Consider the following 14517-nt stretch of genomic DNA (forward strand, 5'->3'; position numbering starts at 1 on the left):
TCTGGTGTTGTCGAAAAAGGCTGTCGGTTCCGTGTTGCGAAGTCTGTCTTTCCCTGACCAGTCTTGTGCGGTGCGTCCCTGCGCTACATCGTGCTTGAGGAGTGCGGAGTGAATCCGTGGCTCCCGCTGGCTGTCATCCGTATTTGAGTCGATGGTTGGGAATATCGGTAATCAGCATGTGGCCCGGGCTGTGTGCGATCGCCAAGGGAAGGCGAGCATTTTCCAACGCCAGCTGAGGCGTGACACCACAGGCCCAGAACACCGGCATGTCACCTGTCTCAAGCGTAGGCGCATCGCCAAAGTCAGGGGCGTTGATATCGGCAATGCCGATCAAGGCGGGGTCGCCCAGATGGACGGGGGCGCCGTGAACGCGAGGCATGTCGGTGGTGATCTGAATCGCACGAATGGCATGAGTCGCCGACATCGGGCGCAGTGAGACCACCAGTTTGCCGTGGAAGCGTCCGGCACTGACGAGCGGAATATTGGTGCGATACATGGGCACATTGCGCTTCAGGCGCGCGTGGCGAACCTCGACCCCTTCATTGAGCAGTGCTTCTTCAAACGAGAAGGAGCAACCGATGGAAAACGCCACGAAATCGTCCTGCCAGAGAGCGGCGATATCCGTGCGAGTTTCCTCAAGCTTGCCGTGACGGTAGAGGTGATAGGCGGGCAGATCGTGACGCAAGTCGATGTTCTCACCCAGTCCAGACGGCACGGGGGAGCCGACGGCGGTGACATCCAGCAACGGGCAGGCCTTGGGGTTGGCCTGACAGAATTGCAGGAAGTCACTGGCAGCTTCTGCTGGCAGGATGATGAGGTTCGTCTGGGCGTAGCCTGCAGCGATGCCGCTGGTGTGGCTGGCCCATTGACCGCTGCGGATCTGCTCGCGTGCCTCGCTGGGCGACGACGCGGCACTGAGGAGTGTCTGGGGCATCGTGGAGAGCTTCTTGTGAAGTTATTGTTGTCTGCCTTCACCATACGAAGCGAGCTCAGATAAATCCAATCGATTTTTATCGAGTCAACTCATCGGAAATTCCTTTCATGCTGTGCGTGAATGGGGTGTGGTGTGGTTGGCATACGTCACCCAGCGGTCTGGCTGGTCAGGAGGGGGTACAGCGCAGTGACGAGAAAAGCCACGAGGGAGCCATCAGGCTAGCCGGTGTGATGCGTCTGGAGTGTGGTGCGCCTGAGACAGGCATGACAAATCTTGGCAGGTAATAAAGACAGGACCCGAGGCATTGCGCCAGAGGGGTAGCCGTATGTAGGGAGTCCTGCTTCCGTGCAGCGAATAGTGGAGAGATTTGTCGCAAGGCCAAGGAACAGGTATGGCGATGTGCTACCAGATTGCCTGCCTTGGACGGAGTTGAGTCGCCAGTGAAGTGGAGGACTCAGGAAAGGTACTTGCTTATAGTATTGACTGCCCGTCTCTTGACTGTGCAGCCAAAAAGCGGGCAAGCAATCAGGCAAGGTGTGCGATTAGCCCTCACCTGATTACATCTTTTTCAAGCACAGCAATTACAGTTTCGCTTGTACTTGTCCATCTTGCCAATGCCTGGGTTGAACGTATTGGTAGGGTCAAGCGTGCGGTAGAAGTCCTGCAGATCGGACTCTGCCTTGTATAAGTGGCCTACATTGTGTTCTGCCGGATATTTCGCACCACGAGTGTCCAGCAGTTCAAGCATTGCTGCTTTTACAGCCTTGGCATCAGCCCCCTTTTTCAAGATGTAATCTTGATGGAAGACATGACACATGAAGTGGCCATAGTACAAGGCGTGCTCGATCTGGCTGCTGATTGCTACAGGTAACTCTTCTACCCAGTTGTCATCATTTCGGCGCAACGCAATATCCAAGGCCAGTATTTCGCCTACGTCTTTATCGTGAATCGTTTCATAACGCATTGCTGCACCCGCTGCGGCAAAACGATTGAGATAGGCTTTTGAGGCTTCATCTTGACTACAGACAATGAAGTCACCTTCGTTTTCTTCAAATTCAAAGAAGGACTTGAGGTAGGATTTAGCCTCTGCGATACCACCGTCTGTCATTTTGAGCAGCAAGTGATGTTCGTAGTCATCACGGAACTGCAACAGCCTTTTCGGCAACTGCTGTGGGAATACACGACTGAACAGTTGCATCATGCGATCACTCATGTGACTTGGTAAAAACGACCATTTACCGAGTGTCGCATCCATACGACCTTTCATTGCAAATAACTTTGGAAGTACACCTGTGCCTAGATAGTGAATCGTCAGTACCGTATCCTTGCCGTATTTTTCAGATATGTTGAACATGTCCCGGTGCATATACTCACCCACGTCTGGCATGTTTTCAAAATTCTGCAACATGTGGCGACGTAAACGAGTTAATACATCGGGATTATTCGTACCGATATAGAATGTCTGTTCTTCCTTCGCCACAGGGAAGGTGTCCAGACGTACGGCAAAGACAGCTAATTTGCCAGCGCAACCACTGGCTTCATATAATCGGCGTTTATCGGCGTTGAAGCGCGCGGGTGTGTCGGCATCAATGTCACGGATACGGTCAGTATATTCACGATCAGAAGCTTGCTTTCCGTGGTCTGACAAGCCTTCCTTGGTGAAGTTGCCATTTTCCAGATTGGCGATCATCTCGTCTGGTGATTCACCTAAATCAATCCCTAGATGATTGACCAATTCTAACTTGCCTTCTGCTGTGACCTGCGCAAACAATGCCATTTCCGTGTATGCAGGGCCGCGTTTGACCAAAGCACCACCAGAGTTATTGGATATCCCCCCTACAATCGATGCCCCCAAGCTGGACGAGCCAATGACCGAGTGAGGTGCACGCTTGAGTGGCTTCAATGTGTTTTCCAATAAAAACAATGTCGCACCGGGGAAGCTCAAGACCTGCTCGCCTGAGTTCAACAGTACAATGTCATTCATAGCCAAGGTATTGATGACAACGACGTCACGGTCATAGTCTTCGCCGCTAGGTGTTGAACCCTCGGTGAGACCGGTTTTCGCGGCTTGCATGATAATAATGACATCAGCTTCCACACATACCTGCAGGGCTTGCCAAAGTTGTGTCAGCGTATGGGGAAATAGGACCGCCAGCGCAGCGCCAGAACCAGAACGAAAACCTTTACGGTAATATTCAGTACTGCGCTTTTGGGTTTGTACGTTGTCATCTCCTAGCAAAATATTTAGTTGCTCTATCAGTTTGTCATTTGACACGGTCAATACCTTTTGAAAGCGTGTTTTCACTCTACAAGATCATTCGACTAACGTACAAGGGACGCTGGCGCTGCGCGGGCTCAAGGAAGTGCTGTATGTGTATCCTGATCCTGCCGTGCGATCTCGATGGCCAGCTCACAGACCCCCTCGGCCAGTGCGTTCTCCATATGAGTTGGCCAGCAGGCGGTGAAGGTCAGTTCGGGTAGCTCGCAGGGCAGGCTGAGCAGGGTGCCCTGGCGGATTTCCTCAGCCACGATGCGCGGCGGGATGGCGCCGACGCCCAGGCCATCCAGTGTCATGCGCACGATGGTCCACAGCGAACTCGAGCAGTGCAGTTTGACCTTATCCAGCGCCATTTGGTGCAGCAGTGAGCCAAGCTCATGATAGGGGCGACTGTTGCGGGCAAAGGAGATCAGCGGTAGGTGTCCCAGGCGGCGTAGTGAGAAGTTGTCCGCGTTCAGGCCCAGTGTCGGACTGACCACGAAGCCCATGGTGTAGTGACACAGGAAACGATTGAGGACGTTCTCGGCGGTGACGGGGCCCATCAGAAAGGCGAGGTCTATATCGCCGGCAGTCAACATGGCGGCGAGACCGGGAGAGCTGTCGACCTCAAGTTCCAAGGTGAGTTCCGGGAAGCGATGCGCCAGCGCGGAAAGAAAATCCGGCAGCCAGCTGTGTGCCACGGTTTCGACCACGCCCAATCTGAGCACGCCTTGAAAGGGGGCATTGAGCTTCACGCTGGAAAGCGCCTTCTGGCGTGCCTCGAGAAGCCCTTCGGCATGACGATAGAACTCACGCCCCTTGGGAGTGGGCTTCACCGGTCGCCGTGTGCGCTCCAGCAGTCGGGTTTCCAGTGACGTTTCCAGCTTGTTGATGCGTTCGGAAATCGAGGGCTGGGTCAGGTGCAGATGTTGAGCCGCCAGACGAAATGATCCCAGTCGCGTGATCCAGACAAAGGCTTCTATTTCCTTGAAATCGAACATGACAGGGGATCCTGTAAAGACAGACGTGCGAGGGCAAGCGATGGCTAGATGATCGTTCGTTGAATATTTGCGTACACGGAGGCTCGTTTTTGGGCACAATGAGCGTCGACAAGAATGATGACCTTTAGCTTGAAAAGGAATGATGATGAAGTCTTCAGTGCGTATTGTCAGTCTAGTGATGCTGACCGCCGTTGTAATGGCTGGGTGTCGTTATACGCCGGCGAGGATCGATGCGGAGCCAATCATTGAAATCGGCGATGGCCATCATGACCACAAAAGTGGAGGTGGTGATTTCTGCCCCCCTGGGCAAGCCAAGAAAGGCAATTGCTGATCGCATGACCGACTAAAGGAGCTGCCCATGCAGCTCCTTTTTCGTTATCAGGCCAGTGGTCCTGGTATGAAAGTGGGCGTTTTTCAGTATCTTTCCCCATGTAAATTCTCAAGAAAACCCTGGGTTTTCCGATAGTGGTTCGTACCTCTCATGCTCAATCCTAAAGCGCTGATCGCGCTGAATGAAATCATTCGCCGTGGCTCGCTACGCCGCGCCGCACGGCACCTCAACCTCGACCCTTCGGCTGTCAGCCGCCAGATAAAGCAGCTGGAGGAGGAGGTGGGCGTGGCGCTGTGTGAGCGCAGCGAAACTGGCATGCGAGCGACCGAGTCAGGCCTGCTGCTGCTGGATCATTTTCACCGGCAACAGGCGGCGGAGGCTGCGGCGTTGTCACAGCTCAATGCCTTGCAGGGGTTGCGCATTGGTGAGGTTCGCATCGCGGTGGGTGAGGGTTTCATCGCGGACTTGATCTCGGCGCCCTTGCAGAGCTTCATGGCCCGTCATCCGGGTATCGAGGTGGTGGTGCGTATGGCTGGAGTCAACGAGGCCACTGAGCTGTTGCGGGACTTTGAGGTCGATATTGCTTTGCTGTATGCGCCACCGGTTGACCCCATCCTGTGCTGTCATGTGGAGACCTGCCAGCCACTGGATCTCATCGTGCCATCAGCGCATCCACTGCTGGAGATCGGCAAGCCGCTGACGCTGGCACAGGTCGCGAATTATCCGCTGGCGTTGATCGATGAATGTACCGGCATGCGGCAGATGGTGAACCAAGCCGCTCAGCAGGAGCGCGTAAACCTGCGTGCCCAGTTGCGCACCAATTCCGTCTCGGTACTCAAGAATTTCGTGCGCTCCGGGATTGGCGTGACCTTCATGCCAGAGCTCAGCGTGGTGGAAGAGCTGCGTCGTGGGGATATCTGTCTGTTGGCGATGCAGCATCCGGCGCTGGCCAGCACTCGGGCTCAGATTTGCACACGTAACGGGCGCGACATGACTGTTGCCGTGGAAGCCTGTCTGGCACATCTGCAGCAGGGATTGCGCTTCTTTACCGCGGATGCGCCCCGCCTGCTAGGCCTGTGAGGCGGAGATTGATTGTCACCAAGACTGAAGGTTTCAGGTGCTGAAGGTCGCCAATGCAGAGGGGACCAGTGCAGAGATCACTGAACGCTGACTTGGATTCGAACGCTGCATTCTCGTTATGCCGAGGGATACAGTAATGAGAGTGCATCCAGACTTACCAACGCCTCGTATCAGGAAAATGTCCGCCACACAGGTGGTGGGTGCCGGTCATGCAAGTTGATCGGTGCGCGAGCAGTGAATATGCCCGAGCTCTCACGGGGTATTCGTCTTGCTGTTCCCGCGGCTTTCCTCTTCCCGGATATGAGGACTTTCTCGATGCTGAAACCGCTTTGCAAGGCCATGGCCTTCGTGCTGCTGCCCTTGTCCATCAGTGCTCAAGCTTATGAGATCGAGCCGCTGGGTGATCGCCTGTATCGCTTCATCGATGATCGCCATCGCTCGGTCTTTCTGATCACGGACCAGGGAGCACTGGTGACGGACCCGCTGAATCACGCGGCCGCCACCTGGCTGAACAACGAGATCAAGGAGCGTTTCGATACCCCGGTCAGATATGTGGTGTACAGCCATAACCACAGTGACCATATCTATGGGGCGGAGGTCTTCGATAACCCGGATACCACCTTCATCGCGCATCGTCTTGCCGCGCAGGACATCATCAATACCCAAGCCAAGACCGTGGTGCCGGACGTGGTCTTTGACGATGAACTCAAGATCACGCTGGGCGAAGACACGGTGGTACTGAATTATCATGGCCCCAATGACGGGCGCGGCTCTGTCAGCATGCGGTTTGAGCAGCAGAAGACTCTGTTCGTGGTCGACTGGATCGTGGTGGGGCGGATGCCGTGGCAGAAGCTCTGGAGTTACGACATTCAGGGGATGATCAATTCGACACGCGCCGTGCTCGAGTATGATTTCGATACCTTCGTCGGCGGACATGCTGACGTTGGCACGCGTGCGGATGTCGAGCGCTATCTGGCCTATCTCGAGTCACTGTATGCCCAGGTGACCGACGGCATCCTGGCCGGCAAGTCGTTGGATCAGATCAAGCAGGATGTTGATCTCTCGGCCTGGAGTGATCTACCGCAATACGACGCCTGGGTCGGGCTCAATATCGAGGGCGTGCATGAACGTCTGATGGAAGAATCAGGCATGGGCTGGCGTAGTGATCTGGTTGGTGAACATACGCATTGATCCGGTGGCTTTCACCAGACGCTGTCAGCTGACGGAAGAGAGAGAACAATAACAACTGAGCCAACACGGCCCCGTTCAACTCAGGTTGATGGGGCCGTGTTGATTCTGATCGCAGAGAATCACATATGCGAGAGTAGTGTGGACAAAACAACAACACCATGGAGATTGATTAGTCTACAGCGTCAACGCTAGTGTCGATGAACGGTTACCTCGTTACGCGTTAAGCGTGAATGACGTCCCGTAGCACTCGATCACAACAATAAAGGGAACACCTTCATGTCTACAGTCACCTCCTTGTTTCGCAAGAGCCTGGCAGGCTCAACGCTTGCCTTGAGCTTGTTGACCGCCAGCGTCCAGGCGCAGACCATCAATCTGAGTTACAACGGCGCGCCGGATGCCGACAAAAACGCGGTGCACGTCTTCGCGACCAATCTCAAGTCGCTGGTCGAGGAGAAAACCGGTGGAGAACTGGAGCTCAAGCTGTATCCCAACAGCATGCTGGGCGAGGAGCAGGAACGCATGGAGCAGGTGATCAGCTCCCCGAGCCTCAACATTGCCTCCTTCGCGGGCATGGCGCCCATCGTGCCGGAAGTCTACGTGAGCGCCACGCCGTTCATGTTTGAGGACTTTGCCGCTGCTCGTCGCTTCTTTGATGAGGGCGACTACTGGAAGCAGGTGCAGGCACTCTTCAGTGAGCGTGCCAACGGCGCCGAAATTCTGGCCGTGGTCGAGGAAGGGGGCTTCCTCGCCTTCACCAACAACACGCGTCCGATCACTCAGCCGGCTGATTTTACCGGGTTGCGCTTCCGTGCGATGGACCCAAGCCAGGTCGCGCTCTATGAGGCATTCGGTGCCTCGGGTACGCCTATTCCCTGGACTGAGGTCTACATGGCGCTGCGTACTGGCGTCGCCGATGGCCAGATGAACCCGCCGATGTACATCCTGCTGGGCAGCCTGCAAGAAGTGCAGAAGTACCTGACGTTGGCCAATATCCAGTACTCGGATCAGTTCCTGCTGGCCAATGGTGAGTTGCTGAAAAGCCTGTCAGACGATGAGCGCACGGCACTCACCGAGGCTGTGAAGGAAGCCAATGCCCAGGCGCGCGAAGACAACCAGAATCAGGTCGAGTCGCGTATCACGTCACTTGAAGAGCAGGGCATGGAAGTCATCCGTCCGAGCAAGGCAGACATCGATGCCTTCCGCACCAAGGGCCAGCCCGCCTATCTGCAATGGCTTAAAGGGCAGGACATCGCGCCAGAACTGATCGAGATGGCCATGAAGGATGCTGGCGTCTCCGCATAACCTTTGCCTGCTGTTTTGAGGCCCCGGCATCGCTTGCTGAGTCTGTTAAAATGACATCGGCAGGGGATGCCGGGAATGACACATCTTCCTTGCTGGTTGTTGCGCATGAACTCTCTTTCTTCTTCGCACGCCCCGACGTTCAGGGGACGTGCGCTTTACTGGTCTGGACGAATCACGCTCGGGATGGCGGCCATTCTGCTGGCCTCTACCGTCATCATCATGCTCTATGGCGTGGTGATGCGTTATATCTTGGGGGGCGCGCCGATCTGGGTCGATGAACTGACTCGCTATCTCATCATCGCAAGCGTGATGCTGGCGCTGGGAGCGGTGTGGGTCGAGGGCGCGCACATGCGCGTCGCGCTGCTGGAGCGTCGTCTGGCTCCGCGCATGGCGCGTGTCCTGATCCACTATCAATGGTGGCTGACACTGCTGCTGATGGTGGGTGCCACCTGGATGACCTGGCACTATGCCATGTCTTCCAGCATGTTCCGCACCATGGGATTGGGCGTCAGCCGCATGCTGCCGATGCTCTCCATGCCGATCGGATTTGCGCTGATGACGCTGCAAGTATTGCTTCATGGCCCGCGTCCGCTGGCCTCGCAAGCCTATGAGCCCGCTCTTGAGGCTGAAGAGTCTCGTGAATCAACAGGCGCAGATAGCTCCGACAAGCTTTCGTTGCTCGACGACACTCCACAGGAGCCACGCACATGATCTGGGCAATGTTGGCCATCTTCGTCGTGCACGTGCTGTTGGGCCTGCCGCTGTTTCTGTCCTTGCTCGTCACTGCGGTGACCGGCTTTCTGTTCGTCGATATCTCGATGCTGGAGCGCCTTGGGCCTCAGCAATTCTTTGGCGGCATCAATGCCTTCTCGCTGATGGCGATTCCGCTGTTCATCCTCGCGGGCAACCTGATGAACATCAGCGGCCTGACCGAACGTCTCATGCGCCTGGCACGTTTGATGGTCGGCCATCTTCGCGGTGGCATGGGGCACGTCAATGTGGTGTCCAGCGTGTTCTTTGCCGGCGTCAATGGTTCAGCGGTCGCGGATACTTCTGCGCTGGGCTCGCTGCTGGTGCCTGCCATGCGCAAGGAAGGCTATTCGACATCCTTCGCGGCAGGTTTGACGGCGGGCAGCTCACTGATCGGGCCGATCATCCCCCCCAGCATCTTCATGATCCTCTATGCCTCGCTGACCAATACCTCCGTGGGCAGCCTGTTTCTGGCCGGTGTCGTACCCGGACTGGTACTGGCGGTGGCCTTCATGGCGATGAATGCCTGGTATGCACGTCGTCATGGGTTACAGGCTCGGGGGCAGGCGCCGGCACGTCGTGAGGTGTTCGCGGCCATTCTCGGCGCGCTGCCGGCGCTAGTCGCCCCGGTGATCATCGTGTCGGGCATCGTGCTGGGTATCGTGACACCGACGGAATCCGGTGCGCTGATCGTTGCCTATGTCCTGCTGTGCGGGCTCTGGCAGGGGCCGCTCAATCTGAAGGCCGTCTGGGGTGCCATCAAGGACACCGCCCGCCTGACGAGTGCCATCTTCGTCATCATGGCGGTATCGTCCATCGTCAGCTGGCTGCTGTCCTATGCCCAGATTCCCAATCAATTCGTGGCACTGCTGGCACCCTACGTGGACAGTCCGATCCTGATTCTGCTGCTGTTGAGCGCGATCACCTTCGTCACGGGCATGTTCATGGAAGAAGTCTCGGCCTTGATGCTGTTGACGCCCATCTTCGTTCCGGTGGCGATGGCGGCCGGCATTGATCCGATCCATCTTGGTGTCATCATCACGCTCAATATCACCATTGCCTTGATCACACCGCCCATGGGAGCCTGCGTGTTCGTGGCGGCTGCGGTCAGCAAGCTCGAGATCACCTCGTTGTTTCGTACCATCTGGCCCTTCGTATTGGTCGCCGTGGCGGTCCTGTTGATGCTGATTGTCTTCCCCCCTCTGACTCTGTGGTTGCCGACCCTGTCTGGATAACGTGAATGATTACATGTGTGACATCGTCTAACCCTCCCATTCCGAGTCGGGTCGAGCCGGAGTGGTCGCAGGTAAGCAGTATTCCCATCACCGGATGCAAGAGTGATCTGGTGCCGACCAGCCTTGCGCCTGCCTGCCTGCGGGTCTATCCCGCCTACGCCAGGCTGGGTATCCCGGGCGCGGTCAATGAATGTCTGGTGCGACGTGAGGTGTATCGGCGCTTGCTGCAAGCAGCGCGTGCACTGCCTGACGGCCTCTCGCTGGTCGTGATGGATGGCTGGCGTCCCTGGCGGGTGCAGCAATATCTGTTCGAGACGCTATATCAGTCGCTGAAGAGTCATGACCCGCAACTGGAGGAAACGCAGTTGCTGGCGCGCACGCGGGAGTTCGTGTCGTTGCCGAGTCGTGATCCACACGCCCCCAGTCCACACCTTACGGGAGGCGCCGTGGATGTCACGCTCTGTGATGCCGATGGACTGATGCTGGAGATGGGGACCCAGTTTGACGAAGCGACGCCGATCTCACACACCGACTATTTCGAATGTCATCCGCCGACCAGCGACTCGCAAACTTTGGAGGCACGCGACAACCGGCGACTGCTATATCGCGTCATGATCGAGGCCGGCTTCACCAACCTGCCCAGCGAATGGTGGCACTTCGACTTCGGCGATCAACTCTGGGCCTGGTACCGCGGTGAATCCCAAGCCCTCTATGGCCCGGCGGAGATGGATAGTATTGAAAGTCTGTGGAAGCGGTCACTGGGATAAGGTGTGCCGTTTCCCATGAGGCATGTGCCTCCTTGACAAGAAGCCCCGCCCGACGTCATGTCGGGCGGGGCTTTTGGTATCAGAGTGGCAAGAACCGAGGGTTATTGATCACGCTCATCAATGACGGGGCTCTTGCAGTTGCCGATACCTTCGATTTCGGCTTCCACCACTTCACCGGGGATCAGCCAGCGCTGCGGAGTCTTGGCGTGGCCGACACCTGGTGGGGTGCCCATGGCCAGATAGTCTCCCGGTTCCAATGTGGTGTATTCCGACACCATGGCAATGGTGCGTGCCACGGACCACAGCATGTCATCGGTGTTGGCACTCTGCAGGATCTCATCGCCGACACGACTTTCGATCTTCAGGCCGACGGCGCCCTCCGGCAGCTCGTCCGGTGTGACCGAAAAAGGCCCGATGGCACCGGTATCATCGAAGTTCTTGCCAGGCGTCCACTGGTGCGTCTTGCGCTGATAATTACGCACAGAGCCATCATTGAACACGGTGTAGGCGAAGACATGTGCCAGTGCATCTTCTTCGCGGATATGACGTCCCCCCTGGCCGATGATGACCATCAATTCGACTTCATAATCCAGTTGCTCAGAACAGGTCGGGCGGACCATCGGCGCGCCAGCGGCCATCATCGAATTGCGGCTGCGCATGAACAGTGCCGGATAGGTGGGAATCTCGTAACCGCCTTCCTTGATGTGATCGACATAGTTGAGGCCCAGGCAGATGATCGCGCCCGGACGAGTGATCGGCATGGCCGGCACGATGCTGTCGACCGCCACGCCGGGTTGCCCTTCGATGGCCTGTGACACTCGCGCCAGCAGCTCCGGTTGGCTGGCAAGCTGCAGGAGGTCATCGCCGACCTCCGGAAGACGCTCGCTGACGTTGATGGCAGTGTCGCCGACGACGACATGGACGGCAGTGGTGCCTTGTTGGGTCTGACCGACGAGGAATTTCATGGCGTTTGACTCCAGAGCAGCGTGTCATGAGTAGTGCTAGCAGTTATAGCGATATTGATAGCATATAGGTATAAAAAATCGATTTTATTTTCAAGCACGCATTCACTTTTGAAGGGCGTTTGCGTGGTATCGCGATAAGGAAATGCTTGTTTACCGGTCTTTCATCAGCGCAGTGGAATGCCTTTCTGATCTGTCACAGCGGCATCACGCTGCGTCACGCCATCGATCAGCACGAACATGATCACGCAGGGCTCAGTGCCACGATTTGACCAGGCGTGATTCGTGCCACGCTGGACGACGACGTCACCAGCCTTGAGCAGAACGTCATCTTCTTCATCATCCATCAGCATGGTGATCTCACCGGACATCACCATGGCGTAGTCCAGCGAGTCGGTGCGATGCATGAAAGGGTGGCGAGCGCCTGCGACGACATTGGCGCCGGCGCCCATCTCCGCGAAGGCCGCCGGACCATCCAGTGTCGCCAGCACCTCCGGGTCTTCCGGCAGAAACTCGACACACCGGAAGACGCTGCCATGAGTAGGCGGATGAAGAATGAACGGTCCGGTGCAGGTTTCCAGTGGGCCGTCATATTCCGCAGGCGTCCCGTCCGAGAGCCAGAAGTTGGTCAGCCTGACGCCGGGGCGGTTCGGGCGTTCCAGGTACTGGTCCGCCGTCTGGTCCGATTCTATGATGGCCTTGCCGTGCCTGTCGTGGCCTGTGACGACGCGTCGGAATGTCTGTGCCATGTGGCTGTCTCCTGTTTGAAGAGAGTTACGGGGGCGAGTTGATGGATTGCCATCAGCTCGTGGTGGAGTGAAGGAGGGACTGTCTGCGGTCATTCAGCAGCAGCCAAAGGAATACCAGCAGACCTATCGCTGCACTGATCCAGCCTTGGAACAGCAGGCAGAGTCCGGCGCTGCCTGCGAGGGCACGGTGCAGGGGCGTCAAGTCATTGCCCAGGCAACCGATGATGGCGGCGGCAATGGCGATGATGCCGATCACGCTGGTGATGATGGCCATGCTGTTGTCGATCAGGCTGCCCTGCATGAGCAGTCCCGGACCGTATACGAAGGCGAATGGCAATACGAAACTGGTCGCGGCATACAGGGCGGCGGTCCAGCCGACCTTGTTGACATCAGCCTCGGCGATTCCCCCTGCCACATAGGCCGCCAGGGCCACCGGTGGGGTAATGGTCGAGATGCAGCCGTAGTAGAAGACGAAGAAGTGTGCGGTCAGCACGGGCACATCGAGGCGGACGAGGGCGGGGGCCACGACGGTGGCCAGAATCAGGTAGGCCGCCGTGGTTGGAAGTCCCATGCCCAGTACGATGGAGGCGATCATCGTGAACACCAGCGCCAGCAACAACGAACCGCCGGAGGCCAGGTCGATGAGCATGGCGATCTTCGAACCAAGGCCGGTCACGCCGAGGATGCCGGCAATGATGCCCGCTGCGGCGCACGCTGCGGAAAGAGGGACGGCACCGCGCGCACCTTCTGCGACGCTGCTGGCCAGTGTCTTCAGGAAGTCGAGATCCAGCTGGCGGCGAGCGACGGCAACCAGCACGATCAATACCACCATGGCCCACATGGACGCCATGAAGGGCGAGTAATTCATCAGCATCAGCGCAATGAGGGTCGCGAAGGTCGCGATATACGGCAATCCCGACATCAGCACCTGGCGCAGCGGCCGCATGTTTTTCAGCTCGGTTCGCACGGGGACCAACCCGGATTTGGTCGCGCGCAGATGTACCACCACGAAGGCCGAGGCAAAGAACAGCAGCGCCGGCAGCAGGGCGGTCGTCATGATGGTGGTGTATGGCACGCCGACGATCTCGGCCATGATGAAGGCGGCGGCCCCCATGACAGGTGGCATGATCTGCCCGCCGGTGGAGGCGACCGCCTCGATGGCGGCTGCCTGATGGGGGGCATAACCTTCTCGCTTCATCATCGGGATGGTGACGGTGCCCGTCACGGCGACATTGCCTGCCGCGGAGCCGGAGACCATGCCGATGAGGGTCGAGAACAACACCGCGGACTTGGCACTGGCCGCGCGCATCCCTCGCGTGCAACGTGAGGACAACTCGAAGAAGAAGTCTCCAGCCCCCAGATTCGAGAGCAAGGCACCGAAGATAGTGAACACGATGATGTAGGTGGCGGCGACCCCGATGGGAATGCCATAGATGCCGCTGGTGTCGGTGGTCAGCACCAATACGATGCGCTCAAGACTTGCGCCACGTCCTTCCAGTACGCCCGGCAGCCATGGGCTGATGAAGGGATACAGGAAGAAGACCAACGTGATACCCGCCAGAATCAGCCCCACCCCCCGACGCGCTGCCTCGAAGACCAGTGCCACCAAAACGATGCCGGCATAGAAATCGGTGGTGTTGGTCATGCCGCCGCTGAAGGCAATGGCTTTCCAGCGCGTCAACAGGTAGCCGCTCGCCACCAGCATGGCGGCAATCAACAGTCCACTCAGCACCAGGTTGAGACGAGTCCCTGACCGTTTCTGTGTCACCGGCTTGAGGGCAAAGAGCAGTGAAAGTGCCAGCATCAGATGCGTGATGCGCATGGGGAGTGTCGACATCGACAGCACGCCTGAGACGATCAGCAGGTGGAAGGCCCCGAGAGAGAAACTGGCGACGGCTAGCGCGTAGTGAGGCGTCACCCAGCGAGAGAGAGCGGTCATTGTTTTTGTCCCGGCCATG

General features: G+C 57.4%; 12 protein-coding genes. 6 read left to right on the plus strand and 6 right to left on the minus strand.

Annotated elements, in window-relative coordinates; translation table 11 throughout:
* Positions 1–133: 133 nt before the first annotated feature.
* The 3 genes from GQR90_RS07445 to GQR90_RS07455 form a co-directional block, all read right to left on the minus strand.
* Positions 134–934: a putative hydro-lyase gene (locus GQR90_RS07445; RefSeq protein WP_158773544.1), complete on the minus strand. Its 801-nt coding sequence runs from the start codon at positions 932–934 to the stop codon at positions 134–136.
* Positions 935–1502: 568 nt separating this feature from the next.
* On the minus strand, positions 1503–3239 hold the full coding sequence (gene dld, locus GQR90_RS07450; RefSeq protein WP_233266475.1) for a D-lactate dehydrogenase: 1737 nt from the start codon (positions 3237–3239) through the stop codon (positions 1503–1505).
* A 50-nt stretch (positions 3240–3289) separates the two neighbouring features.
* Entirely contained in the window at positions 3290–4192 is a 903-nt protein-coding gene (locus tag GQR90_RS07455; protein WP_158773545.1) for a LysR family transcriptional regulator, read from the minus strand.
* 481 nt (positions 4193–4673) lie between these two features.
* On the opposite strand from GQR90_RS07455, the gene GQR90_RS07460 reads away from it, so the two are divergent.
* The 6 genes from GQR90_RS07460 (at position 4674) to GQR90_RS07485 (ending at position 10848) form a co-directional block, all read left to right on the plus strand.
* Entirely contained in the window at positions 4674–5603 is a 930-nt protein-coding gene (locus tag GQR90_RS07460) for a LysR family transcriptional regulator (protein ID WP_158773546.1), read from the plus strand.
* 315 nt (positions 5604–5918) lie between these two features.
* Positions 5919–6794: an MBL fold metallo-hydrolase gene (locus GQR90_RS07465; protein WP_158773547.1), complete on the plus strand. Its 876-nt coding sequence runs from the start codon at positions 5919–5921 to the stop codon at positions 6792–6794.
* 276 nt (positions 6795–7070) lie between these two features.
* Positions 7071–8096, plus strand: a complete 1026-nt coding sequence (gene dctP / locus GQR90_RS07470) for a TRAP transporter substrate-binding protein DctP (protein ID WP_158773548.1) — start codon at positions 7071–7073, stop codon at positions 8094–8096.
* Between the two features lie 75 nt (positions 8097–8171).
* Positions 8172–8807, plus strand: coding sequence for a TRAP transporter small permease (locus GQR90_RS07475; protein ID WP_233266476.1), 636 nt, complete (start codon positions 8172–8174; stop codon positions 8805–8807).
* Positions 8804–10081: a TRAP transporter large permease gene (locus GQR90_RS07480; RefSeq protein WP_158773549.1), complete on the plus strand. Its 1278-nt coding sequence runs from the start codon at positions 8804–8806 to the stop codon at positions 10079–10081. The genes GQR90_RS07475 and GQR90_RS07480 overlap by 4 nt, the downstream gene beginning before the upstream one ends.
* Positions 10082–10098: 17 nt before the next feature.
* Entirely contained in the window at positions 10099–10848 is a 750-nt protein-coding gene (locus GQR90_RS07485; RefSeq protein ID WP_233266477.1) for a M15 family metallopeptidase, read from the plus strand.
* Between the two features lie 101 nt (positions 10849–10949).
* Here the strand turns inward: GQR90_RS07485 and GQR90_RS07490 are convergent, their stop codons facing one another.
* The 3 genes from GQR90_RS07490 to GQR90_RS07500 form a co-directional block, all read right to left on the minus strand.
* Complete coding sequence (locus GQR90_RS07490; RefSeq protein ID WP_158773550.1) at positions 10950–11813, minus strand: fumarylacetoacetate hydrolase family protein; 864 nt, start codon at positions 11811–11813, stop codon at positions 10950–10952.
* Positions 11814–11977: 164 nt separating this feature from the next.
* Entirely contained in the window at positions 11978–12559 is a 582-nt protein-coding gene (locus GQR90_RS07495; protein WP_158773551.1) for a cupin domain-containing protein, read from the minus strand.
* A 52-nt stretch (positions 12560–12611) separates the two neighbouring features.
* On the minus strand, positions 12612–14498 hold the full coding sequence (locus GQR90_RS07500; RefSeq protein ID WP_199269490.1) for a TRAP transporter permease: 1887 nt from the start codon (positions 14496–14498) through the stop codon (positions 12612–12614).
* Positions 14499–14517 lie beyond the last annotated feature (19 nt).

Origin of the sequence: Cobetia sp. L2A1, assembly GCF_009796845.1 — a bacterium.
Lineage (GTDB): Bacteria > Pseudomonadota > Gammaproteobacteria > Pseudomonadales > Halomonadaceae > Cobetia.